We start from the raw sequence: 26,091 nt of genomic DNA, 5'->3' as shown, positions 1-26,091 counted from the left end.
AGTTGATCATCTACTCGGATTGAGAAGAAATTGTATGGACATATTTTAACATGGTTGTCGAATCAAAAACAGGCGCTTTCCCTTTCTGTCGTCTCAGCTTTAGAAAAGTACGGTTTTTGTCACATTGTGTATGTACAACTATATTTATTATTGACATATGTACGTACAAATATTATATTGTGAATGTGCACAGAGAATCAATGAATCTAGAAAATTAAAATTGAAACCGCTATCAATCGTGGAGGTGAACGCAGAATGAATCATGAAGAGACGACCAAAGCCTTAAAAGAAGGACGTACATCTTTAGGGATTGAATTTGGTTCAACACGAATTAAAGCCATTTTAATAGATGAAGTGTTTCAGCCAATTGCCCAAGGTGCATTTGAATGGGAAAGTTCTCTTCAGGAAGGTATTTGGACGTACAACTTAATTGATATCATTACAGGTCTTCAAGTAGCGTACCGAGAGATGAAAGAGCAAGTCGAGCAAAGGTATGGCGTGACCATTCAAACCATTGGCTCAATTGGGGTATCAGCGATGATGCATGGCTATGTGGCATGTGATCATACAGGAGAGGTCCTCGTTCCATTTCGCACATGGCGGAATGCCACAACCATTGAGGCGAGTCAAAAACTGACGGATGTTTTCCAATTTCATATTCCAGAAAGATGGAGCATTGCCCATTTGTATCAAGCCATATTAGAAGAGGAAAAACATCTTTCCCGTTTAGAATATATGACCACCCTATCAGGATACATTCACTGGCTGTTAACAGGAAAGCAGGCCATTGGCATTGGGGATGCGTCAGGTATGTTCCCAATTGACGAACAAACGAAAGATTACAATGAAGAAATGCTCCATCAATTTGAAGACTTGATCGCAGAAAAAGGCTATCCATGGAGGCTTCGTCATCTTCTGCCGCGTGTTTATTTAGCAGGTGAGGAGGCTGGCGTGTTAACGGCAGCAGGAGCAGCCATTTTAGATCAAGGCAAACATTTGCGGCCAGGCATTCCATTTTGCCCCCCTGAAGGTGACGCCGGAACGGGAATGGTGGCAACAAACAGTGTAGAAAAACGAACAGGGAACATTTCAGTTGGGACATCTGTTTTTGCCATGATTGTGCTAGAGCAGGAGCTAAAGGGTGTATATCCAGAGGTGGATATGGTCACAACGCCGGACGGACTGCCAGTCGCAATGGTTCATGCGAACAACTGTACAAGTGACTTAAATGCTTGGATGAATATCTTTAGAGAGGCATTTGACGCATTGGGTATGCAAGTAGCATCAGAAAAGGTATACGAAGCTTTATTGCAGCAGGCGTTAGAAGCAGATCCAGATGGCGGCGGACTCTTAAGCTATGGCTATTATTCTGGTGAAAATATTACAAGACTGCCAGAAGGAAGACCTCTTTTTGTCAGATCAGCTGAAAGCCGCTTTAATCTGGCTAACTTCATGCGTACCCATCTTTTTTCTGCTTTTGGCGCAATGAAAATAGGGATGGATCGCTTAAAAGAACAAGAACATGTTGTGATTGATCGTTTATTAGCACATGGAGGGTTATTTAAAACACCGCTCGTTGGTCAAAAAATGGTGGCGGCAGCGCTTAATACACCTGTATCAGTCGTTTCCACCGCGGGAGAAGGTGGTGCGTTTGGAATGGCTGTCCTCGCTTCCTATATGATCCATCATCAAAACCAAACATTGGCTGAATTTCTCACGCATCAAGTGTTTGCCGATACATCAGAAGAAATGATAGAACCCGATCCGCTTGATGTCAAAGGCTTTGGTGAATTTTTAAAGCGCTATCAAGATGGCCTTCCGATTGAAGAGGCGGCAGTAGCACATCTGATGTCAAAGAAAGGAGTGATAACCGTATGCTAGAACGCTTAAAAGAAGAAGTATACGAAGCCAATTTAGATTTACCAAAATACGGACTTGTGAAATTCACATGGGGCAATGTCAGCGCGTGTGATCGTGACAGCGGTCTATTTGTTATTAAGCCTAGCGGGATAGCGTATGATCAATTATCAGCGAAAGACATGGTTGTGGTCGATTTTGACGGTGAAGTAGTGGAAGGGGAATACAGTCCTTCTTCAGATACAGCAACACATGCTGTCCTTTACAAACACTTTGAGGAAATTGGCGGTATTTCACATAGCCATTCCATGTGGGCAACCGTTTGGGCACAGGCAGGTCTCGATTTACAGGCAATGGGCACAACACATGCCGATACATTTTACGGCGCTGTTCCGTGTGCTCGATTTCTGACAGAAGAAGAAGTCAATCGCGGTTATGAGGTAGAAACGGGCCGGCTGATCATCGAAACGTTTGGGAAAAGAAACCTAGATGTGATGGCGGTGCCGGGTGTTTTGCTTCAAGGCCACGGCCCATTTACGTGGGGGAAAGATGCAAAAAGTGCGGTCACAAACAGTGTGATTTTAGATGAAGTCGCCAAAATGAATTTGTTCGCAAAGCAATTAAATGAATACGCGGAGCCTCTTCCGCAGCGAATTTTAGATAAACATTACTTAAGAAAACACGGAGAACATGCGTATTACGGACAAAAACCTTCAAGATAAAGAAAAGAGGGATATCTATGTTAACAAGTCAACATAAAGAATGCTGGTTTATTGTCGGATCACAGCATTTATACGGAGATGAAGCACTGCAGAAAGTAAAAGCAGATGCACAAAAGATGACGGATGCCTTAAATGAGAGCGGTTTACTTCCTTATCCAGTAATCTTGCAGGAGCTAGCTGTCAGCGCGGATCAAATCACAAAGCTGATGAAAGAGGTCAATTATCGTGATGAGGTTGTCGGCGTCATGACGTGGATGCATACATTTTCACCGGCAAAAATGTGGATACGCGGGACCAATCTTTTGCAGAAGCCTCTTTTGCATCTTGTCACACAGTATTATGAAAAGATTCCGTGGGACACGATCGACATGGACTATATGAATCTTCATCAATCGGCACATGGAGACAGAGAATATGGCTATATCAATGCACGTTTAAATAAAGAAAATCAAATTGTTGCCGGTCATTGGTCTAAGCCGGATGTGCAGCAGCAAATCGCTGATTGGATGGACGTGGCAGCTGCCTATCATGAAAGCTTTCAGATTAAAGTGGCTAGGTTTGGTGACAACATGCGCCACGTGGCTGTCACAGAAGGCGATAAAATCGAAGCCCAGATTCAGTTAGGGTGGACGGTTGATTACTTTGGTATAGGCGATCTCGTCAAATATGTGAATGCAGTAGAAGAAGCAGAGGTAGATGCATTATTTGCGGAGTATTTATCGCAATATGATGTGGATTATGGGACATATTCAGTCGAAGAATGGGAAAAAAGTGTGAAGGTGCAAGCGCGCTATGAAATCGCTATCAAACGCTTTTTAGATGAAGGCGGGTACAATGCCTTTACGACAAACTTTGAAGATTTACATGGAATGAAACAGTTGCCAGGACTTGCGGTACAGCGGCTAATGGCAAAGGGATATGGCTTTGCGGGTGAAGGCGATTGGAAAACGGCTGCGCTGGACCGGTTATTAAAAGTGATGAGTCATCATCAATCCACTGGTTTTATGGAGGACTACACGTATGAAATGACCTCTGGACAGGAAGCAGTGCTGCAATCTCATATGTTAGAAGTAGATCCGGCGCTCGCCCATACGAAACCTGTCATTGTCGTATCTCCGCTTGGAATTGGAAACAGGGAGGATCCAGCTCGTCTTGTGTTTGATGGCAAAGCAGGGGAAGGTGTTGTTGTTTCTATTGCTGACTTTGGGACTCATTTCAAATGGCTCATACAAGAAGTCGAAGCCTTTGAGCCGGAGGAAGCAGCACCTCATTTACCGGTTGCACGTGTGCTCTGGAAAATCAAGCCGAATTTTCAGGATGGCGTCAAAGCGTGGATTAAGCAAGGCGGGGGTCATCATACAGTCGTATCCCTCAATTTAACGGTTGATCAAATTGTTCATTTTGCAAAGCTTGTGAGTGCAGAATATGTGGTTTTATAGAAGGGTGAAAGGTCTTCTACTGATTACAGTAGAAGCACGGGATGAAATGAAAGCGGTTAATTAAGTGAGGGGGTCATCCACTTGGAGAAAAAAGTGTCAAGCAAATTTATCTTCTTTTTCGGGTCCTTTGCAGGCATCTTATTCGGATATGATATTGGGATTATTGCAGGGGCAGAAGGGCATATTCAGCAAGAATTTCAGCTCAGTCCATTATGGCTTGGAATTGTCGTTTCTTCATTAATGGGCGGGGCGATCATCGGCTCCATTTTAAGCGGTCTCTTAGGGGATAAATTTGGCCGCAGAAAGCTTATTTTGGTCTCATCTGTTATCTTTTTTGTCGGAGCGATCGGATCAGCTATCGCACCAGAAGAGATTTCATTAACCATTGCACGTATCTTTTTAGGAACAGCCGTTGGTACAGCCTCATCTTTGGTGCCGGCATACATGTCTGAAATTGCTCCTGCTAAAATTCGCGGGAAATTGTCTGGGCTCAATCAGCTCATGATCGTGAGCGGACTATTGCTGAGCTATATTGTCGCATTTGTGTTTGAACCTATTCCAGACAGCTGGCGCTGGATGCTCGGTAGTGCCGCTTTATTTGCCATCGTGCTTTATATTGGTATGCTGAAGCTTCCTGAATCTCCGAGATATTTAATTAAACACGGAATGGCTCATAAAGCACGGGAAGTATTAGGATCACTGCGCTCTTCTCATGAGGAAATCGAAGCAGAGATGCAGGAAATTTTAGAAGTCGCAAAAGAAGAACGCTCTGGTATTCGCGAGTTGTTCCAAAAGAAATTTAGAATGGCTCTTTTCATCGGGGTTGGGATGGCGACCCTTCAGCAAATTCAAGGGGCGAACTCTATTGTGTATTATGCAACGAGTATTGCTCGGAATGTAGGGCTTGCACCTCAGGTTGCCGCAGGTTTTACAGTCATTGTCGGTGTCATTTTTGTCGTCACCACCGTGATCTTTTTACAATTTGTCGACCGGTTCGACCGCCGAACGATTCTCACTGTAGGGGGAACGGGCATGGCCCTTTCTTTCTTTGCACCAGCCGCATTAGGTGCACTTGGCGTTAGTGAAGGGATTTTAAACTGGGTGACCTTAATTTCACTTTGCTGCTTTATCTTGTGCTACGCCTTTTCATGGGCACCGATCACGTGGATCATCATCGGCGAAATTTTCCCGCTTTCTGTCAGAGGTATCGGCGCAGGTATTTCATCTGCCTTTAACTGGACGGGATCGTTAGCCGTTGGACTCGTGTTCCCTATCCTGGCAGACAAATTCAGCTTCGGGGTCATTTTCTCCTCATTTGGTGTCATCTGCTTAATCGGACTATTGTTCACCCGCTTTGTACTAGTGGAAACAAAAGGAAGAAGCTTAGAACAAATCGAAACCGATATGGCAGCACGAGTATAAAGAAAACCCTCTATCCCATGTGGATAGAGGGTTTTTTACTCAAGCGTCTGTTTTAGCTCATCTGGCAATAAATCAATCAATTGATCATAAGAAGATAAATCCAGCACTTCAAGCAGTGCATAATATTTCGCATAAACCTCACTCAACTGATCAGGATGATTCGTTTCATATTGATTCAAATGCATTTGAGTCAGTTCAAGTGCAATGTCTAGCTTGTTTCGTTCGATTGGTTGTGTCGTATTGATCATATCGTTCACCTCGTGTTTGATGATGAGTGGGAAGGCTATGGGGCACATTTTCTTCTGCTACAATATATCATTTGTATAATATGTTAAAATTGCCCTTTTGTAAAGAAAGAGAAAACGAGATGAATAGCGGAATTTTTAAAAAATAGACAAGCATCTAATCACGAATGGCGTCTCTTACATACGATAGAGTGTAAGTGAAAGACAAATTGAAGGGGTGTTGAGATGAGCCGGAATCGATTAGATGATTTTTTCTTTGGACCTCGCAGAGGAAACCATGGAGGAGATGAAACGGTTGTTTTCCCCACACGTCAAATTGTCAACACAAGAACGAATGAACAAACCATCAGAAAAATTCATCCAACGCATATCACAAACGTCAACAAAAACATCAAAAGAATTGAAAACTACTATCCTGTCACTGAGTCGACTCATAACGAGTATATCGTGAAAGAATACGATTGCGGCAGTGATATCAAAAACCCTTGCTGCCGTCCAGTGAAACGCTGTAAGTGGTAATGGAGGGGGCATCCTTTTAGGGGATGCCTTTTTATTTTCAGGAGAAACATTTTGATCAAAACCTCCTTTCAAGATAAAATTGGACGTATTAATCATTCTGTTGGGGGCGATGTTCTGAATATTCGATTGTTAACACCAGATGATGCTGAAGAATATACCGCATTGAGACTAGAAGCACTGCGATTACATCCTGAGGGCTTTGCGATGAGTTATGAAGAAGAGCAAATCGGTACAATAGAAAAATACGCAGCTCGTTTTGCTTCTGTACAATTGATGTGGACCTTTGGCGCCTTTGATCAAGGGCAACTTGTGGGCATGGTCACGCTCACCCAAGAAAATTTGCAGAAATTAAAGCACCGAGCGAATGTAGCAGCGATGTATGTAACGGCGGGTGCCCGCGGAAAAGGAGTAGGCAAGGCCTTGATGACAGAAGTTCTTTCATTCGCCGGAGAACGACATGACATCGAGCAAATGTATTTATCAGTCGTGACGACCAATCACTCAGCCAAACGCCTGTATCGCTCTATTGGATTTGAGTCATACGCACTTGAAGAAAAAGCACTAAAATGGCCTGATCATACATATGCAGATGAGGAAAAAATGGTTTTATTTTTATCATAATCTGGAGGGGATAAAAGTGGATCAACAGACGATGCGCATCATGTTAGCAGCAGGACCAAATAGTGAGCTGGAATCTTTTGCGCTGCGTGCAGCACTTGAAAACTTCGGTGTGAAAGTCGATATGCAATGGATCGGAAGACCAAATGACCTGATCCATGTGTTATCTGGAAAAAATAGAGGAGAAATCGATTGCATTCTTCTATCGTTTCATGGGGAAGAAGGAGCATTTCTCATGCCGGAATTAGGGGAAGATGTATATGAAGATGGGGAGCCTAGAGGCGCTGCTTTTGGAGTGGATGAAATCAAGCGATATGCTTCGTTAGAAGGGGTTCACGTTATTTCTACAGGCTGCACACTAGGTGAGAAAAAACTAGCTGATGCATTTTTAGAAGCAGGTGCCATGTCCTATGTAGCGCCAGATGATTACATTGATGGGAATGCGGCATTTATCTTTGTATTGACTATGCTTTATGAGCGATTGAACAATACAAAGACGGTCAGAGCGGCTTTTGATCGAGCGAGTTCGATTGATGAAGAAACGAAATTATTTCAACTATATATGCAAAAATAATGTTAGGGCTGAGAAATCAAGCCCTTTTTCTATTCCTCTTTTAAAATGTGTCTAAAATGTGACGAGTTTGTTTTTTGAAAACTAAATGGGGTTCACGCAAAGTCTATCCTACAAACACACGTCATCAAGGCATGACGCCATCACGAGAGGGGAATTATTGTGTCAATGAAATGGAAGATTAGTCTCGTCCTATGCGGACTTGCAATCATCATCGGAATTGCTGCGTTTTATCATAATCAGCAGGCAAGCGGGACGGAGAAGAAGAAAGTAGAACAAGATGCGAGCTATAAAGAAGTGGAAATAGTCACCCTCGTGAATGACGGGAGATACATGAGATATGCTGTCAACTATCCGGTCTTTCATCAAGAAAAGCTAGATCAAGAGATGAAAAGATTTGCTGAAACAGCGCTAGATAAATTCAAAACATCATTCAGTGAAGCAAACGATGTCGATGAAGATCATCGATACGAATTAAACATAGATTACGAGATTACTCATTATGCCAAGCAAACCGCTGCGATCAAATTCAATACTTATGAATTAAAAGGCGGAGTAAAGGGCGAACATGAATCAAAGATATTCAATTTTGATTTCAAGAAACAGCATTTTTTATCAATAGATGATCTATTTTTATCAAAGAAAGAAGATCTGCAAAAACTGTCTCAAATGACATTTGATGAATTAAAAAAAGATCGCTCTCTTGCTGAAAATGAGCATTTGCTCAAACAAGGAACGTCTCCTGCAGCAGAGCATTATCAGTATTTTGCCATCAAAGATCGTTTTATAGAATTCTACTTTCCAGCAGGGCAAATCGCACCAAGCGAACAAGGGCCTCAAGTGCTGGCGATTAAAAAAACGCTGCTTAAAGGAAAGTTAAAGCCTGAATACATTCATAAAGAAAAGAACAAAAATGAGAAAAAAGAACCGATCTCAAAAAGAAAGCTCGTCAAACTGCCAAAACAAGCAACATTCAACCCGAGTCAAAAAGCTATTGCCCTGACATTTGATGATGGACCAAATCCATCCACGACCTCAAAAATTTTAAAAGCTTTAAAAGAAAACAAAGGACATGCGACATTTTTTGTATTAGGAAACAGGGTTCAATATTACCCTGATATGCTAGGTGAAATCAGAAAGGGTGGGAATGAAATCGGAAATCATTCCTATAGCCATCCTTTACTCACAAGACTTCCATTAAAACAAGCCGTCAAACAAGTGGAAGAGACCCAGCAAATCATTGAAAAAGCGGGTGGTTTCACACCGACTCACTTTAGACCGCCATATGGAGGAACAAACGGGCAAATTAACGCGGCTGTCAACATGAAAGTCACGCTTTGGGACGTAGATCCTGAAGACTGGAAATATCGCAACAGCCAGTACGTTGCCAACTACATTCTCACACATGCATCTAGCGGAGAAACTGTTTTAATGCACGACATCTACGACACCTCGGCAAACGCAGCTGTCACGATTATCAAGGAATTAACCAAACAAGGATATCAATTATTGACAGTGTCAGAGCTTGAGCAGTGGAAGGAAGCGCGGGCGAAGAAAGGTGAATTGAATACGTAATGATCATGCGAATCTTAGTGGATTCGCATTTTTTAAATCCAATTATAAAAATAAAGGAAATGATGTTAAAGTTGTAGAAAGGGAGGGCTTCGAATGGTATTGATGAGGTTGATCAGCCTTTATATGCTGACAGCGTTTTGTTTGGGTTTTATCGTCAACTATGTACCTAGTTTGATGCTGCCCATTTATATTCTTGCGATGATCGGGCTCATTTTATGTCTCGTTCATATTGCGCTGCATTATATTCGTCGAATCAGATATATGTTGCTTCATGAGAAACGGTAAGAATAATGGCTTACTCTAAAAAACCTCTCTCTAAAAGAGTGAGGTTTTTATTTTTTCGGTTTTTGCTGTTCTAACAGTTGTATAATTTTCTCGTTTGATTCTTTCATTTGTCTTAATAAAGAAACGATATTCCCTGTAAACCCAATGAGGACAATAAGTAAAATGATGATGATCCACATGCTGTGGCCTCCAATCTGCTCACGAAAGCTGTTTGCTTTCTTATCCATTCTCTTGTATCAAGGATACCGTATAATGATTGTATTGAAATGAACAGTTCGTGCTATTTATTCGATAATTGATGAGAAAAGAGAATGATTGAGGGGGATTCATTTGAAAAGAGTAGACGTAGTATCAGCTATTATGAATGATGAGGCAGAAAATATTTTAATGGTCAAAAACGTAAGGGGATATTGGGGGCTTCCTGGTGGTGCTGTAGAAAAAGGCGAACAACTGCATCAAGCCGTGATCCGTGAGGTGAAAGAAGAGACAGGGTATATTTGCAAAGTAAATGAACTTCATTCGGTTCGAGAAGCATTCTTTCAAGACAAAAAGCATCATGCACTGATGATCACCTTCTTTGCTGAAATCACCGGAGGACAAATGAGTATTCTCGATCCGGATCATGATATTGAAGAAGTAAAATGGGTCAGCAAGCAAACTTTTCAAAAGCTAAACCCAAAGCTATATCACTTGCTGAAATTAAACGAAGAACCACAAGCTTTTTATCAATTTGAAGGAAATAGAATAGTTGGTTAACAAGTTGATATAGGTATGAAGGAGAGATATAGATGTTTTTATACTACGGCCCCACAGGAGCTTCAGTAGCAACTCCAGGAGAAGAATTCATGAAAAGGATTTTCTTTCAGGAGGGTGAAGAATATTGGGAACAAGGTAACGGAGAATCTTCCATTGAGATAGAAGAAGATTGGGAAAGTGAAAGTCTAGTTTTCTTTTATACGGAACCGTATGGTTTCTTGATCATGAGGTATCCAAATTTTTTGGTTCCTTTTAAAAAGGGAGAAAAAATTGAAACGATCGAGCATTTGGTCGCAGGAATCCCATTGTATGTGCCGTCGTGCAGCTATGTCGATCGTAATCAAGCGTATCAAATCGTTCATCATTTTTTGACGACAAAAACAGTTCCTGACTTTGTTGAATGGGTTGAGTTGAGGGATATTGATTTTCAGAAGGATATGAAAAGTTAGGGGCGCAAGATGAAAGTGAGTACAGAAGAAAAATTACCTAGTTTAGACGATACTATGCTTTTACATGTAGGGTATTATGAACATGATTTTGATTATGAAGGTGTGTTTTTTTTAGAGTTTAGAGACAGGAAGATGGTAATTTCTTTGATTAAAATAGTTGCGCATTAACATCTTAAAAGAATATTACTAGTTTAAATTTTCGAGAACTCTGAATCATCTAAGTGCTGTTTTTAAACCAGAAGAGATAAAAGGTATACTAAATATCCATCAATCTAATCCAAATGGAGTTTGTAATAAATGTACAAAAGGTTTGTTTGATCGAGTTCCAAGTGAGGAAAGAGGAATATTCAAGCAACTGACAGATCACTATCCAGAATTGAAAATAAAAGTAACAACAGAACGAGAAGAAGCTAAAGTTGCACTAGGCTTAGCGATAGCCGAAAAAATGTATACATTCATAGGTAAAGAAGATGATGGTTACCACATAGGACAAAAAGCTTTAGATGATTGCTGGAAATGGCTTTCTGGCAAACAGTTAAGTGCAGATGATTTATGTAACTACATAGATAGTGAAGATTATATGGATGTAGCCGAGTTCGCAAATAAAGAAAAAGATGAACAAAAACAATATGGCTGGTATTCAGTATTAGATGCAGTTTCTTACACAGCGTATCAAGCGTATAGAAGAGAGAATAAAAAATTTGTTCCTCAAGTGCTAGAAGTAATAGACGATGAAACATTAATTGTAATGTGGGAAAATGCAATTGAGTCAAAAATGATTGAAATAGATGAATTAAATACCTTGAGACAATATTTAATTGACCATTATCCTAAAAAAGATCATGATAATAACCATTTATTTTTCATTAATAAAAAGGATATCGCAATCTTTTTAAATTAGATTTATGGGCGTTATGAATACAGAGCATCTATTTGAAAAGAAATGCAGAGAGACAGTAGCTTAGTGCTGAAAATAAAAACAGACCCAACAAGGTCTGTTTTTTATTAGTAGATGGAAGTAATTTATTTTCACTTCCCCTTCTCCCGCTTCCGTTTCTCCTTCTCCGCCCGGTAAAACTCATGAAACATCTTCATCAGAGCTCGCTTCTCAATCCGGGACACATAACTTCGCGATATCCCGAGCTCCTTGGCGATTTCCCGCTGCGTTTTTTCTTTCTTTAAATCAAGGCCGAACCGGCCGACGATCACTTCTTTTTCCCGGCCGTCGAGAATGTCGATATACTCTTTTACTTTTTCAAGCTCCATGTTGAGCTGAATCGTATCAATCACATCTTCATTTTCGGATTTTAAGACATCAATTAAAGAAATTTCATTGCCTTCTTTATCCTGACCAATGGGGTCATGCAAGGAGACATCCTTTTTTGTCTTTTTGAGCGCGCGTAAATGCATCAGGATTTCATTTTCAATACACCGCGCCGCATACGTTGCCAGCTTTGTTCCTTTTCCAGAGGAATAGCTTTCGATGGCTTTAATGAGTCCGATCGTCCCGATGGAGATGAGGTCTTCTGCGTCTTCCCCGGTATTTTCAAATTTCTTGACAATATGGGCGACGAGCCGAAGGTTATGTTCAATCAGCATATTTCTCGCGTGTTCATCGCCCTCTGCCATAAGGGCTAAGTATTTTTTTTCATCATCTCCCGAAAGGGGCTGTGGAAAGGCATTGTTTTTGACATAGGACACTAAGAACACCAATTCTTTGACCATCAATCCCATCGCTGTAAATACTCCTGCCACGATTTTCACCTCCACCATGTTTAGGCCACTGCCTATATCCTCAAATGTATGTGAAGGGGGGATTGTCTGTGTCTGTACGATGAAAAAATCATCTTTTTCGAAAAAAACGGGCTTCTGTTCGTCTTGTTTTGCTTCCCTTCTCATATGTTTGCGGTTTCTTTGCGGTGCTTGGCGGTCAAGAAGCGTGCTAAAATATGTAATATTAGACCGAAAAGGAAGGGGTTTTTTCGGAACATGGGGAAGGTTCTTTCTTCACATGTAGGTATGAAAATTAATGAATGGTATCGAATGATACGGCAGTTCAGTGTTCCAGATGCGGAAATCCTAAAAGCAGAAGTAGAAGCGGAAATTGAACGGATGGAAGAGGACCAGCATTTACTGATTTATTATCAGCTCATGTGTTTTCGGCACCAGATCATGCTTGACTATATACACCCTTCAAAATATCAACCTTTCTCAGTATCTAATCTTGTCGATAAAATCGAAAACTCCAATCATGAGTTATCTGATATGCTGCATTATTACCATGCATTTTTTCGTGGCATGCATGAGTTTAGTCAAAAAGAATATTTAGAAGCCGTCAAATATTACCGAGTGGCAGAAAAACAGCTTTCTATGGTATTTGATGATATTGAGCAGGCTGAATTTCATTTTAAAGTAGCAGAAGCCTACTATATTATGAAGCAAACGCATGTCTCGATGCATCATATTTTAAAGGCGCTGGAAATATACGATCAGCATGATGCTTATTCTATTCGCATCATTCAGTGCCTGTTTGTGATCTCAGGAAACTATCAAGATTTAAAACGAAAAGACCGAGCACTGCCTCATTTAAAAAAGGCAAAACAGCTCGCATCACAAATTGATCACCCGCGGATATACAGTTCAGCGCTTTATAATTTAGGGAAATGTTATGGGGAGCTGGGCTACCTTGAGGAAGCAGAACGCTATTTAACGGAATCGGCTGATATTGCCTGTAAAGAGCAGCTTCCCACGCTTCCGCATACGCTCTATACGCTGGCAAAACTGCTTTTTAGACAAAATGAACAAGTAGCTGCATGCCGCATATTAGAAGATGGAAAATTAGCTGCAAAGAAGCATGAAGACCAGCTGTTCTGTCATATGTTTGAGTATCTAGATGCTTTATATGTTCAAGAAATGAATGAAGAACAACTGCAAAAAACCATTGATTATTTGGAAAAACTTAGCCTATACTCTTATATAGAGGATATCTCACTAGAAATTGCGACAGCCTTAGAAGCCTCTCAACAATACCAGAAGTCCAACCAGTATTATCGGAAATTATTATGGGCTCAAAATCAAATCCAAGAAGGAGAGTGTCTGTATGAATTCTAAGCAACGTTCGACAGTTGAAGAGAGAAACCAAACGTGAAACAAAAAGCGGGCCTGATGGCCAGCTTTTTTTTATGTAAAAAAGAAGCCAGAGATGCGGATCGTGACCTTGAATGTTGAATGATTCATCAAAAAGCGGGCAATTTAATCTGTAAGAATGTTCTGTGGAGGCGGTCAAATGAGAGGGTCGCATGTCTTGATGTGTATATTAATGCTATGCACGTTTGTTCCTAATAAAATAGAAGCTCGAACATTAAAAAGAATCGACCTAGAAAAAACAGGACGAGCTTTTTGGGACATGAGACAGGAACGAAAAAAGATTGCACTGACCTTTGATGATGGACCTCATCCAGTGTACACGAATCAAGTATTAGATGTGCTGAAGGAGCATCAAGTGAATGCCAGCTTTTTTGCTATAGGCAGCCGGATTCATACATATCCAGAGATTGCGAAACGAATCGTAGGCGAGGGAAATGAGCTTGGCAACCACACGATGAATCATACGTATTTTGACCTGTTATCATCAAAGGAGATCAAGCAGGAGCTAAAAGAATCAGCGGCTCAAATCGCTTCACTCCAGCCAGGAGGACCCTTATTATTTCGCCCTCCTGGCGGCCGTTTAACGATGAAATCTTTCCGCATTTTGTCAAAGCAAGGATATGATGTGGTGATGTGGTCCTTTACGCAAGATCCGAAGGACTGGTCAAGACCAGGCTCACGCAAAATTGCGAGCCGGATTATTGATCACATTCAAGGCGGCGATATCATTCTTTTGCATGATGGCGGGGGAAACCGGAAGCAGACGGTCGAAGCACTGAAACAAGTGATACCTGAATTAAAGGATCGAGGCTATGAATTTGTCAAAGTGAGCGAACTGCTGCATCACGACAAAGCGTATGTACCTGTTCAACTGCACTAGGAAGTATTCGTCAAAAACAGTCATTCATTGAAACCAAAAGTCTTGTCGTTTACTATATGAAGAGGGCTTTTGGAGGTGAATGTTGTGAAGAAATATGTTGTCCTTTTCATCCTGCTATGTGTCGCTGCTGGGTGTTCAAAGCCAGAACAAGAAAGTGTCATTGCATTTGGCGACAGCAATACAAAGGGATCAAACTGGGACTTTCGAGATTATCCAACATCTGAAAAATGGGTGAATCTCATGAAAAACGTCGAGCGCGGTCAAATTCAAGTGAAGAACGCAGGGATTGGCGGGCAGACGACTGAAGATGCGAAGCTTCGCTTTGAGCAGGATATTTTAAAGCAGAAACCAACTTACGTCCTCATTATGTTCGGTACGAATGATGCGGCGATTTTAGACGGGAAACATCCCCGAGTGACGAAAAAAAGATTTAAAGAAAATATAACCTACTTCATTTCTGAAAGTAGAAAAGCAGGTATTACCCCGATTCTCATGACGTGCGTTCCTGTTGTAGAAGGCGGAAAAAAGGGCTTGTATTATTACTCTAGGTATAAGTCATCTTATTTTGCTGAGAGAGGCGGGGCAAGAGCTTGGCAAAATTCCTATAATGACATCACGAGAGAACTAGCTAAGGATCAGCAAGTACCGCTTGTCGACAACTGGAAAGCGTTCATCCGAGAAGCAGGCGAAGATAGTGACAATGCGCTGATTCAATCAGGTTTAATCGACCCTTCTGGCAATCATATGACGCCAAAAGGGGCAAGAATCATTTATAACGAAATCAAAGAGCGTGATGTCATTAAACATTTTTAAATGATGGCCATCTGCCTAAACAAGACCATCCATCCAGCATAGTCTAACAGTATATCTTCCTAGAAGGAGGTAACTGATATGTGGGGATGCCCTTATCCTTACCCTGCGTGTTCGCCTTATCCAGCTCAAGGAGCAGGAATCGGTTACGCTTTTCTTGTTGTGTTCCTTGTGGTCATTTTGGTCGTAGGTGGAGGGTTATGGTTTTGGAATGAACAGCCTTGCAAATAAGACACCTCTTCTTTGTTAAGAAGGGGTGTTTTTTACGGAAAATAGTAGTAAGCCTATAGCGCAAGTGATATAATATCAGTCACCTGAGTTTAAAAAAGGAGAGTGCTCGGGAGGCATGGTTCCTGTGATATGGAATTAAGAGGAAACAGAGAGCATATGCCCGAGCGAACGTCTTTTCATTTCTGTCTCAATTAATTCAATGAAGTCGCGATTTAAGTTCATTTCATTTGCTTTATAGTACGATTCTATAAGTAAATCATCTGACAGCTTTTTCATACTAGAAACCCATATGATGGGAAAAACACCTCCCCTGAAAAAGTTGGCATAAAACTTGAGGAAAAGACATATCATCATAGGTTGATCGAATGTCTCTGAAGTACCTTTAATCTACCATGAATGGGAAACAAGAACAATCGTTCTGTTATCCACATGGTGAAGTGGATAACTTGTGGGTAGAGTGTTTATAATTGAATGAAAGCGTGATGGAATATAGGTGGATAATGTGTGTAAAATTATCCACACCTGTTGAAGGTCCTCATCATATGTCGAAAACTTTTTCATTGTATTCGATAGACAGACAAATTGTGATTTGATTCGACACAATCGCTGAAAAACCAATGGAAGAAAGGGTGCAAATTGTGCTAAAGAAGTATTTCTTACCGGATGAATTTGTGAAAAGCATTTTCCACATTTCACCGCAAAAACTAAAAGAACGAAATGTAAAAGGAATTATTACCGATTTAGATAACACACTAGTAGAATGGGATCGTCCAAGTGCGACGCCCCGCTTAATTGAATGGTTTCAAGAAATGAAGGATCACGGGATACAAGTGACGATTGTATCGAACAATAATGAAAAAAGGGTCAAGCTTTTTTCTGAACCCGTTCATATCCCGTTTATTTATAAAGCGAAAAAGCCGATGGGAAGAGCTTTTAATAAGGCCGTCGCTGATATGCAATTGAAAAAAGAAGATGTGGTGGTCATTGGGGATCAGCTTATGACCGATGTTCTAGGCGGGAATCGTCACGGCTTCCATACGATTTTGGTCGTCCCTGTTGCTGCCTCAGACGGATTTTTCACTAAATTTAACAGGCAGATTGAACGCAGAATTTTAGGAGCCTTAAAGCGTAAGGGCCACATTCAGTGGGAGGAAGAGTAATAATGGAAAAGGTTGTTTGTATTGGCTGCGGTGTAGCCATTCAGACGGAAGATAAAGATCAATTAGGATATGCGCCGGCAGCATCTCTATTGAAAGAAGATGTGATCTGTCAGCGCTGTTTTAGGTTAAAGAACTACAATGAAATACAAGATGTTTCTTTAACGGAAGACGACTTTTTAAATATATTGCACAGCATCGGAGAGACAGATTCTCTGATTGTCAAGGTCGTTGATATTTTTGACTTTAACGGAAGCTGGATAAATGGGCTGAGTCGTATTGTCGGTGGTAACCCGATTTTACTCGTCGGCAACAAAGTAGATATTTTACCGAAATCCGTGAAAAAAGATCGTTTGATTCATTGGATGAAACGGGAAGCGAAAGAAAACGGATTGAACCCGATCGATGTGTTCTTAATCAGTGCAAGCAGAGGTCAGGGCGTAACTGAGGTGATGGAAGCGATCGATCATTATCGCGAGGGAAGAAATGTCTATGTCGTCGGCTGTACGAATGTTGGGAAATCTACATTTATCAATCGAATCATCAAAGAAGTATCTGGCGAAGAGAACGTGATTACCACATCACAATATCCAGGTACAACACTTGATGCCATTGAGATCCCGCTTGATGATGGATCTGCTCTATTTGATACGCCGGGCATTATCAATCGTCATCAGATGGCGCACTATGTCGGCAAAAATGACTTGAAGATCTTAACGCCGAAAAAAGAATTGAAACCGAGAACGTTCCAATTAAATGAAGCACAAACGCTTTATTTTGGCGGACTTGCTCGATTTGATTATGTAAAAGGCGGCAGAACGTCATTTGTCTGCTATATGCCAAATGAGCTGAACATACACAGAACAAAGTTAGAGAACGCAGATGATTTATATGAAAAACATGCAGGGGAACTGCTATCACCGCCATCAAAAGAGGGGATGGGAGATTTTCCAGCACTCGTTCCGCATACCTTTACCATTGATCAGCCCAAAATGGATATCGTTTTCTCAGGCTTAGGATGGATCACGGCAAATGATGCAGGTAAGCAAATTAAAGTCTATGCGCCAAAAGGCGTGCATGTGTTTATGAGACGTTCGTTAATATAATTGTTCAGAGGGGGAGAGACCTTGAAACCTTTATACGGAGTAATCGGTAACCCTGTTGGCCATTCAATGTCTCCGGATATTCATAATGCAGCATTAAAGGATGCTGGAATTGATGGACATTATCACGGCTTTCAAGTAGAAAATGATGACCTGAAAGATGCGATTAGCGGTATGAAAGCCTTAGGAATCAGCGGCTTTAACGTCACTGTTCCGCACAAGGTAGACATCATGCAGTACCTGGACAAAATTGATGTCACAGCTGAACGCCTGCGTGCCGTCAATACGGTGCGGCTCGAAGGAGGTCAGCTCGTTGGGTACAACACAGATGGAGAGGGCTTTCTTCATTCATTGCTTGAAGCCTTGGATCAGCCATTATCAGAGCTTTCATTTCTTCTAATTGGTGCTGGAGGAGCGGCAAGAGCAATTTATACGACAATTGCTCACTATGCACCGAAAAGATTTGATATCACCAACCGCACCATTGAAAAAGCTGAGGCTTTAATTGAAAGTGCAGATGGGAACATCACTTCTAGTGCCATTACATTAAAGACGGCGGAAGAGCAGCTTGGGGAATATGATGTCATCATCCATACAACCTCTATTGGTATGCATCCGAATGTTGAAGAAACCCCGATTTCTTTAGCAAACGCAAAAAAAACAGCGGTCGTTTGTGATATTGTGTATAATCCAATAGAAACAAAACTGCTCAGAGAAGCAGCCGGGTTAGGTTTGAAAACAGTAGATGGTGTCGGCATGTTTGTTGGACAAGCAGCTAGAGCCTTTGAACTATGGACAGGCATCACGCCTGACGTAAGAAAAATGAAGTCAATTGTGATACAGAAATTAGGAGGAACACCATGTTAAAAGGGAAACAAAAACGTTTTTTACGTGCAAAAGCACATCATTTATCGCCTATTTTTCAAGTAGGAAAAGGCGGGGTAAATGACAATATGATCAAGCAAATTTCCGAGGCGCTTGAAGTAAGAGAACTGTTAAAGGTCAGCGTATTACAAAACTGCGACGAGGACAAAACGGAAGTTGCGAAAGCACTTGTCAAAGGTGCAAAAGCTGAACTTGTTCAAACGATCGGAAATGTGATTGTCCTTTATAAAGAATCGAAGGAAAATAAACAAATTAAGCTGCCGTAAAGGTGGATGTGATATGAAAAAAATAGGGTTGTTCGGCGGTACGTTTGATCCTCCTCATAATGGGCATTTGCTGATGGCAAATGAGGTGCGTTTTCAAGTAGGGCTTGATGAAATTTGGTTTATCCCAAACCACAAGCCTCCTCATAAAACAGACCGGAAACGAGCTGATAGTCGTCACCGGGTGAAAATGGTGGAAGCGGCGATCCAGTCAAATCCACATTTTCGATTGGAGCTCATTGAAATGGAGCGAGAGGGTCCATCTTATACAGTAGATACGGTGGAGCTTTTAAAGAAGCGCCACCCTGAAGATGAGTTCTTTTTTATGATTGGAGCGGACATGGTCGAGTATTTGCCAAAATGGCATCGGATTGATGATTTGCTTCAGATGATTACTTTTATTGGGATGAAAAGACCGGGTTATACCGGAAATACGACATATCCTCTTTTATTTGCAGATGTTCCAGCTTTTGATGTATCATCGACATTGATTAGGCAGCGAATCTTGCAGGAAAAACCTGTCGATTATTTGATACCGAAACCTGTTGAGCGTTATATAAAGGAGCATCACTTATATGAATCGTGAAGAAGCATTGAACTGTGTCAAAGAGCAGTTAACAGAGCATAGATATACACATACACTCGGGGTTATGGAGACAGCCATTTCATTAGCGGAACGGTTCGGTGCAGATGTGAAAAAAGCAGAAATCGCTGCTATTTTTCATGATTATGCGAAATTTAGACCAAAGGATGAAATGAAGGGGATTATCCAAAAGGAGCAGATGGACCCTCTATTGCTGGAATATTCGCCCGAGCTTTGGCATGCCCCGGTCGGTGCCTATTTGGTTAAAAAGGAAGCAGCTATTCACGACCAAGACATTTTAACGGCTATTGAATTCCATACATCAGGTAGACCAAACATGACATTACTTGAAAAGGTCATTTATGTCGCTGATTATATCGAACCAGGACGTCATTTCCCTGGTGTTGAAGAAGTAAGAGAGTTGGCAGAGAAAGATCTAGATAGCGCACTGATTCAGTCACTAAAAAACACGATCAGCTTTTTATTGAAAAAGAACCAGCCAGTCTATCCAGATACGCTTGCGACTTACAACTCACTTGTGCTTAAGAACAATTAAGGAGGAATTTGGATGGATTCATCATCAATTTTAAACGTCGCGGCAGGAGCATGCGATGATAAACGGGCGGAGGATATTATTGCCCTTAATATGCAAGGAATCTCACTTGTTGCCGATTATTTTCTCATTTGTCATGGGAACTCTGATAAACAAGTTCAGGCCATTGCAAGAGAGGTAAAACATCTTGCAGAGGAAAGTGGAATTGAAGTGAAGAAGATGGAGGGCTTTGATGAAGCAAGATGGGTATTGATTGATCTTGGTGATGTCATTGCTCATGTGTTCCACAAAGAAGAAAGAGGATACTACAACCTAGAGAAGCTATGGGGAGATGCGCCGAGAGAAACGCTTTCACTTGGCATTAACTCATGATTTATCAAGGGTTTGCAGGTGTGTATGACGAGCTCATGACACATGCACCTTATGATGAATGGGTTCAGTGGATCCAGCAGAATATCAAACCGAATGCTGCCATTATTGATGTTGGCTGTGGAACTGGAGAGATTTCTCTTCGGTTAGCTGAAAAGGGTCATGCAGTCACAGGAATTGACCTCAGTGAAGAAATGCTGGCTTTCGCGCAGCAAAAAGCACAGGCGAAAAAGCAGTCCATTCAATTTTTACATCAAGATATGAGAGAGCTGACGGGTTTTGAGCAAGTCTTTCAGGCGGCGGTTATATGCTGTGATTCCTTGAATTACTTAAAAAACGAAAATGATGTCAAAAAAACCTTTCAAAACATGTTTCAGCTTTTAGAGGCAGATGGGGTTTTACTCTTTGATGTTCATACTCCTTATAAAATGGATAAGGTATTCCCAGGTTCGACTTATGCCGATCAAGATGAAGAGATCAGCTATATTTGGCAGAGTGATAAAGGGGATGACATGTATTCGGTCATTCACGATTTAAGCTTTTTTGTAAAGGACGGAGACGTGTATCAGCGTTATGATGAGACACATGAACAGCGTACATTTCCATTTGAGACGTATGCGGCGTTCCTTGAGTCCGCTGGCTTTGAACAAATAGAAGTGACTGCTGATTTTACAAATGAAGCGCCCGGGGAATTCGCCGAAAGATATTTCATTTCAGCTAAGAAACCAAAAACCATCGTTTAATGGAACGATGGTTTTTTAAAATCCTTTTTTCGCTTGTTGCAGAGTTGATTAATTTCTGTGATCATCAGTAAACACACTTGGCGGGTATTGATGCGCAACTGCTTCAAGATCTTCATCGAATTTTTCATGTGTGTTTTGAAAAAGGCGGTGAAACATATCTTGAACACCTGCTTCAAGTGCTTTAATCCCTTCACCAGTGACGCCGCCTTTTACACACACTTTGTCTTGCAGTGTCGGGAGGGTATAGACTCTTTTTTCGATCAAACGGCCAAGCCCTACAAGCATATCTTCTGATAAGGAGGTGGCTTCTTCTTTAGAAATATCCGTTTCTTCAACGGCTGCTTCAATCATTTTCTGAACGAGGAAGCTGATAAAGGCAGGACCGCAGCTGACGATATCTGACGCCGCTCTTGTAATCGAATGATGAATTTCGATAGGTGTTGAAATGCAGGAAGCTAATTGTCTTAACGCTGTTTTCGTTGTGACATTACATGACGATCCAAATGTTAAAAGTGACGCTCCTGATAAAGCGCGGTTCGTAATGCTTGGAATCAGCCTGGCTGTTTGACAAGGAACGACATCCTGAAGCTGCTCAGGATGAACCGGACTTGTGATGATGACAATGGTTTGCTGCTCTGTTAAGAGAGGGCTCACTTCCTTTAACAGAGGATAAATATCAAGCGGTTTGACACAAACAAAGATAAAATCTTTATTCGTGACAGCTCCTGTAAGCTGTTTCGTAACTTCAAGATCTGGGTGGTTCTTTTTTATATTGAACGCTTTTTCAATGGTCCGGTTTGTGATGGTGATGGATGAGGGATTGACTGCCTTTGATTCAATAAATGCCTCAGTAAGTATGGTACCCATGTTTCCTGTACCGATTATCCCGATATTCAAACGTTCTCCCTCCTTAGGCGCATAGGATCTGTTATCTTCTAAACAGTATGTTGAGCAATAGAAAAATATGATTGAAAGAAGCGTGAGCACTTGAAGCGATTCATTCCATTGAAAAAATACAGTCTTTATATCGGAGCTGGGCTCATGGGCGCGATCATCATCACTTTCTTCCTTTTGGTAGGAAATAAGGAGGGCACTAGAGAGCCAAGTGTATTGAAGGGCGATCAAGACAAACAAGTCACATTAGAAGACAAACAAGAAAAGACCGATAATGAATCATCCTCCATTTTTGTGGAGGTCAAAGGGGCTGTAAAAAAGCCAGGTGTTTATACGTTTCAGCCTGATGCGCGGGTAGAAGAAGCCATTCGAAGGGCAGGAGGCTTTACTAGTAAAGCAGACACGATTGAAATTAATCAAGCAGCAAAATTAGAAGACAGTATGATGATTTATGTCCGGAAGCAGGGAGAAGCAGAGAGAGAGACACAAACAGTAGGTGCAAGCGTTCCATCAGGTAATGAAAAGAGTCAAGGTGTCAATGTGAATCAGGCTGATGCGGCGGAATTGCAAACCATTAATGGAATAGGGCCAGCTAAAGCAGAAGCCATCATTACGTACAGAGAGGAACACGGAGAATTTCAACAAATTGAAGATTTGCGGAACATTTCAGGTTTTGGGGAGAAGACCATTGAACGGCTGAAAAATGAATTGACCGTTAAGTAGAATTGACGGTATAGAAGGAAGGCATGTACACTTAATACCAACCATCATTCTGGAGGGATCAGCTCGTGGAAAGAATTTCATGGAATCAATATTTTATGGCACAAAGCCATTTGCTTGCTTTACGAAGCACCTGTGAGCGGTTAGCTGTTGGGGCGACCATCGTCAGAGACAAGCGTATCATTGCGGGAGGATATAATGGTTCAATTGCTGGTGATGTCCATTGTGCAGATGTGGGATGCTATGTCATTGATCATCACTGCGTTCGCACCATCCATGCGGAAATGAATGCTATTTTACAATGTGCCAAATTTGGTGCACCTACATCCGATGCTGAAATATATGTCACACATTTTCCTTGTTTGCAGTGCTGTAAAGCCATTATTCAAGCAGGGATTCGAACCGTATACTATGCAAAGGATTATAAAAATCACCCATACGCCATTGATTTATTTGAGCAGGCAGGTGTTCAAACGGAACAAGTTGAACTTGATGAAATGATCATCGACTTAAAAAATCAAGAAAAATTAGCCTTTGTTGCAGATCTAATTGGCAAACTAAGTGAATCAGGACTTAGTGAATCAGAAATTCGCGATATGCATGAGAAGGCGAATCAATTATTTACTTCGTATGTTTAATTATTTGCCGTTTGGGGCAATTTCAGCAGCTGTTGGAATTGCTCTGGCTGCATATCATCTTCATATGTATTTCCTTCTCTTTCTTCTCATCATCTTCCTTCTCAGTCTACTGAAAAAAATTCCCAAACTCTTTCTTATGATCAGCCTATGTGGAGCTGTCTATATTCTTATTTTTATGGTTCATGAGTCTTTTGAAAAAGATCAACCTGTTCAAGAAAAATTCTTTTCCGGCTCCGTTGTGATTGAAACGATTCCGAAAACAGATGGCAATCGTTTTTCGGCGACTGTGTCAACAGAAGATGAGCGGCTAGCCGCTTTCTATACCATTCAAACAGAGCGTGAAAAAGAGGCGCTAAAAGATATAGAGCCAGGTATGAGCTGTCATATGACAGGTGATGTTCGACGACCGAAACACGCAACCATTCCTAACGGGTTTCAATACAATCAATTTCTAAAATCAAAGGGCATTCGCGCTATTTTCTTACCGCAGTCAATCAAAGGCTGTACAAAAAATGATCATCCTTCCTATTTACTTCAAAAGATGAGGCAAAAGGGCTTAAGATTCTTAGAAGATCATGTACCGAAAAACTCTGTAGGTATTGTACAGGCTCTTATTTTTGGAGAACGAGAATTGATAGATTCTGACACACTAAGAGACTATCAAATGCTCGGCATTATTCATCTGTTAGCGATCTCAGGACTCCATGTGCAAACGCTTCTTGCCTGTTTATTTTGGTGTCTGCTTCGTGCCGGTGTGACTAGAGAGACAGCGCGTCTTCTTCTATTATGCTTTCTTCCAGTTTATGCTTGTTTGACAGGTGCTGCACCATCAGTTTTAAGAGCTTGCCTTATGGCAGGAATCTATTTAGTGATGACAAGCCTGCCAAAAGAAATGAAACAGTCTTCTGCTGTCGTATTAAGCGCAGCGTTTTTATTCTTATTAGCGATTCATCCTCTATATCTATTCGATATCGGATTTCAGCTTTCATTCGTGGTGACGTTTTTTATTTTGTTATCGACCAGAATCTTATCACAAGCGAAAAGCGCAGTGATGCAGTTATTCCTGATCTCATTTGTGGCACAGCTTGCCTCGCTTCCTGTTCTTTTATATCATTTTCAGCTATTTTCTTTGCTGAGCATCCCATTGAATATGATATTTGTGCCTTTTTATACGACAGTTGTCCTGCCTCTGTCCTTACTCTTTTTTCTTTTGTCTATCATTTATCTTCCGCTTGGGCTAGCGTTGTTCCAGCTGCTTGATTCGGTCATCCAGCTAAGTCATCAGTTGTCAGCACATATGGCAGTTTTTGATGGGTTCAACTTAATTTTTATGAAATCGACTTGGTGGCATATTCTGCTTGAAATGAGTGCTATTGTTTTTCTGCTATTTATGATGGAGTGCAAAATGTCCGTTAAATCCTATGCCGTGCCGATTCTGTTACTCATTGGTGTCTTGAGTGTACACTATTTCACCCCGAATGTTCTCCAAAAAGGAGAGGTCACGATGCTGGATGTCGGACAAGGGGATAGTCTGTTTATTCAGCTCCCTTACCGAAAGGGACATCTACTTGTGGACACAGGTGGCAGACTTTCTTTTGATGATGAACCATGGAAAAAAAGACGTAAAGTATCTACGATCGGTGATCAAACGCTAATCCCGTTTTTCCATTCAAAAGGTATAGCAAAACTTGATGTGTTGATTCTCACGCATGCAGATCAAGACCACATGGGAGAAGCGGTTCATTTAATCAAGCGAAATAAAGTAAAGCGGCTGGCTATACCAAAAGGTTTTGCCCGAAGTCCAGAGGATGCAAAACTGTTAAAAGAAGCCGCTGAAAAAGGGATTATGATTGTTGAATTAGAAAGAGGAGATCAGCTCCAAGTTGGAGAGCACACATTTGAGGTTCTCCACCCTTCGCAACACCGGGTGACAAGTAAGAACAATGATTCACTTGTTCTAGCTTTTACTCTTGGTGGGAAAAGGTTTCTGTTCACTGGAGATCTTGAACATGAAGGGGAACGAGACATTATGGAAGCCTACCCTCACCTGCGAGCAGATATCTTAAAGGTTGGGCATCATGGGAGCAAAGGGTCAACAAGTGAGGAGTGGCTTCGGCATCTAGAGCCGTCGCATGCACTCATTTCGGCTGGTGAACGCAATCGTTATCAGCATCCTCATCAGGATGTCTTGAAAAAACTCATGGATCATCAAACGAAGGTGTACCGTACAGATCGAGACGGGAGTGTGACATATGAATTTCTTGAGGAGAAAGGAACGTTTTACACGCATCCTCCATATGATATCTTACAAAATCAATAAAAAAACTGCCAAAACGGCAGTCATGTAGCATTCATGAAGTTAAGATCCAACGAGGTGTATAATGGTGGCCAAAATAAACATTGAGGCGAAAAATCCGAATGTGACGATAAAACCAACGGCTGAGTCGGTCACATCATTCCGCTTGCTTTGAACATTTTTTTCAAATTCATTCATTTTCATCCCTCCTGGCTAATTTTAGTATACTTGAACTCATTTGGAATTGCTAGAAGGTAAAGTAACCGTTTTCCATTTTCATGATCATTTTATGAATATCGTCTGTGGCAAGCTGACCCGGGAGCTTGCACCAGACGTTTACTATAAATGAGGAGGCGGTACT

General features: G+C 41.3%; 34 protein-coding genes. 28 read left to right on the top strand and 6 right to left on the bottom strand.

Annotated features, from left to right (window positions below):
* Window positions 1–255 precede the first annotated feature (255 nt).
* From MHH68_RS11845 to MHH68_RS11830, 4 genes are all read left to right on the top strand, one after another.
* Complete coding sequence (locus MHH68_RS11845; protein WP_339163213.1) at window positions 256–1,881, top strand: FGGY-family carbohydrate kinase; 1,626 nt, start codon at window positions 256–258, stop codon at window positions 1,879–1,881.
* Entirely contained in the window at window positions 1,875–2,579 is a 705-nt protein-coding gene (locus tag MHH68_RS11840) for an L-ribulose-5-phosphate 4-epimerase (protein ID WP_058014614.1), read from the top strand. The genes MHH68_RS11845 and MHH68_RS11840 overlap by 7 nt, the downstream gene beginning before the upstream one ends.
* A 17-nt stretch (window positions 2,580–2,596) precedes the next feature.
* Entirely contained in the window at window positions 2,597–4,018 is a 1,422-nt protein-coding gene (gene araA, locus MHH68_RS11835; RefSeq protein ID WP_339163211.1) for an L-arabinose isomerase, read from the top strand.
* Window positions 4,019–4,099: 81 nt separating this feature from the next.
* On the top strand, window positions 4,100–5,440 hold the full coding sequence (locus tag MHH68_RS11830) for a sugar porter family MFS transporter (protein WP_061408677.1): 1,341 nt from the start codon (window positions 4,100–4,102) through the stop codon (window positions 5,438–5,440).
* A 35-nt stretch (window positions 5,441–5,475) separates the two neighbouring features.
* Here the strand turns inward: MHH68_RS11830 and MHH68_RS11825 are convergent, their stop codons facing one another.
* Window positions 5,476–5,688 carry a hypothetical protein gene (locus MHH68_RS11825; RefSeq protein ID WP_058014617.1) on the bottom strand — a complete coding sequence of 71 codons (213 nt, stop codon included), beginning with the start codon at window positions 5,686–5,688 and terminating at the stop codon, window positions 5,476–5,478.
* A 222-nt stretch (window positions 5,689–5,910) separates the two neighbouring features.
* On the opposite strand from MHH68_RS11825, the gene MHH68_RS11820 reads away from it, so the two are divergent.
* The 5 genes from MHH68_RS11820 (at window position 5,911) to MHH68_RS11800 (ending at window position 9,253) form a co-directional block, all read left to right on the top strand.
* On the top strand, window positions 5,911–6,204 hold the full coding sequence (locus MHH68_RS11820; RefSeq protein WP_044139542.1) for a CotD family spore coat protein: 294 nt from the start codon (window positions 5,911–5,913) through the stop codon (window positions 6,202–6,204).
* A gap of 51 nt (window positions 6,205–6,255) precedes the next feature.
* The gene (locus MHH68_RS11815) at window positions 6,256–6,825 is read left to right on the top strand and encodes a GNAT family N-acetyltransferase (RefSeq protein WP_339163209.1); all 570 of its coding nucleotides are present in this window, start codon (window positions 6,256–6,258) and stop codon (window positions 6,823–6,825) included.
* Between the two features lie 16 nt (window positions 6,826–6,841).
* Window positions 6,842–7,396 (top strand): delta-aminolevulinic acid dehydratase, encoded by a 555-nt coding sequence (locus MHH68_RS11810; RefSeq protein WP_339163206.1) that lies wholly within the window; start codon window positions 6,842–6,844, stop codon window positions 7,394–7,396.
* Between the two features lie 159 nt (window positions 7,397–7,555).
* Complete coding sequence (locus MHH68_RS11805) at window positions 7,556–8,968, top strand: polysaccharide deacetylase family protein (RefSeq protein ID WP_339163204.1); 1,413 nt, start codon at window positions 7,556–7,558, stop codon at window positions 8,966–8,968.
* Window positions 8,969–9,061: 93 nt separating this feature from the next.
* Complete coding sequence (locus MHH68_RS11800; protein WP_339163201.1) at window positions 9,062–9,253, top strand: hypothetical protein; 192 nt, start codon at window positions 9,062–9,064, stop codon at window positions 9,251–9,253.
* A 47-nt stretch (window positions 9,254–9,300) separates the two neighbouring features.
* Here the strand turns inward: MHH68_RS11800 and MHH68_RS11795 are convergent, their stop codons facing one another.
* On the bottom strand, window positions 9,301–9,432 hold the full coding sequence (locus MHH68_RS11795; protein WP_260850340.1) for a hypothetical protein: 132 nt from the start codon (window positions 9,430–9,432) through the stop codon (window positions 9,301–9,303).
* Between the two features lie 151 nt (window positions 9,433–9,583).
* Between MHH68_RS11795 and MHH68_RS11790 the strand changes: the two genes are divergently transcribed.
* The 4 genes from MHH68_RS11790 to MHH68_RS11775 all read left to right on the top strand — a co-directional run bounded on the left by MHH68_RS11790 (window position 9,584) and on the right by MHH68_RS11775 (window position 11,359).
* Complete coding sequence (locus tag MHH68_RS11790) at window positions 9,584–10,009, top strand: NUDIX hydrolase (protein ID WP_061408662.1); 426 nt, start codon at window positions 9,584–9,586, stop codon at window positions 10,007–10,009.
* A gap of 32 nt (window positions 10,010–10,041) precedes the next feature.
* Window positions 10,042–10,458, top strand: coding sequence for a hypothetical protein (locus tag MHH68_RS11785; RefSeq protein ID WP_339163195.1), 417 nt, complete (start codon window positions 10,042–10,044; stop codon window positions 10,456–10,458).
* Between the two features lie 9 nt (window positions 10,459–10,467).
* Window positions 10,468–10,626, top strand: coding sequence for a hypothetical protein (locus MHH68_RS11780; protein ID WP_339163192.1), 159 nt, complete (start codon window positions 10,468–10,470; stop codon window positions 10,624–10,626).
* 214 nt (window positions 10,627–10,840) lie between these two features.
* Complete coding sequence (locus tag MHH68_RS11775) at window positions 10,841–11,359, top strand: Imm6 family immunity protein (protein WP_339165794.1); 519 nt, start codon at window positions 10,841–10,843, stop codon at window positions 11,357–11,359.
* Window positions 11,360–11,487: 128 nt separating this feature from the next.
* On the opposite strand, the gene sigK is transcribed toward MHH68_RS11775, so the two are convergent.
* A complete protein-coding gene (gene sigK, locus MHH68_RS11770; RefSeq protein ID WP_058014952.1) occupies window positions 11,488–12,216 on the bottom strand; it encodes an RNA polymerase sporulation sigma factor SigK in 729 nt (242 codons plus the stop codon).
* Window positions 12,217–12,447: 231 nt separating this feature from the next.
* Here sigK and MHH68_RS11765 point away from each other — a divergent pair, with 231 nt between their 5' ends.
* From MHH68_RS11765 to MHH68_RS11750, 4 genes are all read left to right on the top strand, one after another.
* A complete protein-coding gene (locus MHH68_RS11765; RefSeq protein ID WP_058014623.1) occupies window positions 12,448–13,569 on the top strand; it encodes a Rap family tetratricopeptide repeat protein in 1,122 nt (373 codons plus the stop codon).
* Between the two features lie 175 nt (window positions 13,570–13,744).
* The gene (locus MHH68_RS11760) at window positions 13,745–14,485 is read left to right on the top strand and encodes a polysaccharide deacetylase family protein (protein ID WP_339163190.1); all 741 of its coding nucleotides are present in this window, start codon (window positions 13,745–13,747) and stop codon (window positions 14,483–14,485) included.
* Between the two features lie 84 nt (window positions 14,486–14,569).
* The gene (locus MHH68_RS11755; protein WP_235567047.1) at window positions 14,570–15,298 is read left to right on the top strand and encodes a GDSL-type esterase/lipase family protein; all 729 of its coding nucleotides are present in this window, start codon (window positions 14,570–14,572) and stop codon (window positions 15,296–15,298) included.
* A gap of 78 nt (window positions 15,299–15,376) precedes the next feature.
* Window positions 15,377–15,526, top strand: a complete 150-nt coding sequence (locus tag MHH68_RS11750; RefSeq protein WP_003217499.1) for a hypothetical protein — start codon at window positions 15,377–15,379, stop codon at window positions 15,524–15,526.
* 135 nt (window positions 15,527–15,661) lie between these two features.
* Here the strand turns inward: MHH68_RS11750 and MHH68_RS11745 are convergent, their stop codons facing one another.
* Entirely contained in the window at window positions 15,662–15,802 is a 141-nt protein-coding gene (locus tag MHH68_RS11745) for a sporulation histidine kinase inhibitor Sda (protein WP_003217327.1), read from the bottom strand.
* Between the two features lie 362 nt (window positions 15,803–16,164).
* Between MHH68_RS11745 and MHH68_RS11740 the strand changes: the two genes are divergently transcribed.
* Genes MHH68_RS11740 through MHH68_RS11705 form a run of 8 tightly spaced genes read left to right on the top strand, consistent with a single transcriptional unit; the run spans window position 16,165 to window position 21,182 of the window.
* Entirely contained in the window at window positions 16,165–16,686 is a 522-nt protein-coding gene (locus MHH68_RS11740) for a YqeG family HAD IIIA-type phosphatase (RefSeq protein WP_044139602.1), read from the top strand.
* A 2-nt stretch (window positions 16,687–16,688) separates the two neighbouring features.
* Window positions 16,689–17,789 (top strand): ribosome biogenesis GTPase YqeH, encoded by a 1,101-nt coding sequence (gene yqeH / locus MHH68_RS11735; RefSeq protein ID WP_339163187.1) that lies wholly within the window; start codon window positions 16,689–16,691, stop codon window positions 17,787–17,789.
* Between the two features lie 21 nt (window positions 17,790–17,810).
* The gene (gene aroE, locus MHH68_RS11730) at window positions 17,811–18,653 is read left to right on the top strand and encodes a shikimate dehydrogenase (protein ID WP_339163185.1); all 843 of its coding nucleotides are present in this window, start codon (window positions 17,811–17,813) and stop codon (window positions 18,651–18,653) included.
* Window positions 18,647–18,937, top strand: a complete 291-nt coding sequence (gene yhbY / locus MHH68_RS11725; protein WP_034661378.1) for a ribosome assembly RNA-binding protein YhbY — start codon at window positions 18,647–18,649, stop codon at window positions 18,935–18,937. Before aroE ends, yhbY begins: the two co-directional genes overlap by 7 nt.
* A 13-nt stretch (window positions 18,938–18,950) precedes the next feature.
* Window positions 18,951–19,520 (top strand): nicotinate-nucleotide adenylyltransferase, encoded by a 570-nt coding sequence (locus MHH68_RS11720; RefSeq protein WP_169056949.1) that lies wholly within the window; start codon window positions 18,951–18,953, stop codon window positions 19,518–19,520.
* The gene (yqeK, locus tag MHH68_RS11715; protein WP_339163182.1) at window positions 19,510–20,073 is read left to right on the top strand and encodes a bis(5'-nucleosyl)-tetraphosphatase (symmetrical) YqeK; all 564 of its coding nucleotides are present in this window, start codon (window positions 19,510–19,512) and stop codon (window positions 20,071–20,073) included. The genes MHH68_RS11720 and yqeK overlap by 11 nt, the downstream gene beginning before the upstream one ends.
* 12 nt (window positions 20,074–20,085) lie before the next feature.
* Window positions 20,086–20,442 carry a ribosome silencing factor gene (gene rsfS, locus MHH68_RS11710; protein ID WP_003217467.1) on the top strand — a complete coding sequence of 119 codons (357 nt, stop codon included), beginning with the start codon at window positions 20,086–20,088 and terminating at the stop codon, window positions 20,440–20,442.
* Entirely contained in the window at window positions 20,439–21,182 is a 744-nt protein-coding gene (locus MHH68_RS11705; protein ID WP_339163180.1) for a class I SAM-dependent methyltransferase, read from the top strand. Before rsfS ends, MHH68_RS11705 begins: the two co-directional genes overlap by 4 nt.
* A gap of 48 nt (window positions 21,183–21,230) precedes the next feature.
* On the opposite strand, the gene comER is transcribed toward MHH68_RS11705, so the two are convergent.
* Complete coding sequence (comER, locus tag MHH68_RS11700) at window positions 21,231–22,079, bottom strand: late competence protein ComER (protein ID WP_339163178.1); 849 nt, start codon at window positions 22,077–22,079, stop codon at window positions 21,231–21,233.
* Window positions 22,080–22,169: 90 nt separating this feature from the next.
* On the opposite strand from comER, the gene MHH68_RS11695 reads away from it, so the two are divergent.
* The 3 genes from MHH68_RS11695 (at window position 22,170) to MHH68_RS11685 (ending at window position 25,754) form a co-directional block, all read left to right on the top strand.
* Window positions 22,170–22,799, top strand: coding sequence for a helix-hairpin-helix domain-containing protein (locus tag MHH68_RS11695; protein ID WP_339163176.1), 630 nt, complete (start codon window positions 22,170–22,172; stop codon window positions 22,797–22,799).
* A gap of 65 nt (window positions 22,800–22,864) precedes the next feature.
* Entirely contained in the window at window positions 22,865–23,434 is a 570-nt protein-coding gene (locus MHH68_RS11690; protein ID WP_058014632.1) for a ComE operon protein 2, read from the top strand.
* Window positions 23,427–25,754 (top strand): DNA internalization-related competence protein ComEC/Rec2, encoded by a 2,328-nt coding sequence (locus tag MHH68_RS11685; protein ID WP_339165793.1) that lies wholly within the window; start codon window positions 23,427–23,429, stop codon window positions 25,752–25,754. The genes MHH68_RS11690 and MHH68_RS11685 overlap by 8 nt, the downstream gene beginning before the upstream one ends.
* A 39-nt stretch (window positions 25,755–25,793) precedes the next feature.
* Here MHH68_RS11685 and MHH68_RS11680 read toward each other — a convergent pair whose 3' ends face one another.
* A complete protein-coding gene (locus MHH68_RS11680) occupies window positions 25,794–25,928 on the bottom strand; it encodes a YqzM family protein (protein ID WP_012010638.1) in 135 nt (44 codons plus the stop codon).
* Between the last annotated feature and the right edge of the window lie 163 nt (window positions 25,929–26,091).

This window comes from Bacillus sp. FSL K6-2841, assembly GCF_037976435.1.
GTDB lineage: Bacteria > Bacillota > Bacilli > Bacillales > Bacillaceae > Bacillus > Bacillus pumilus.
This window is presented reverse-complemented; position numbering and strand designations above follow the sequence as displayed.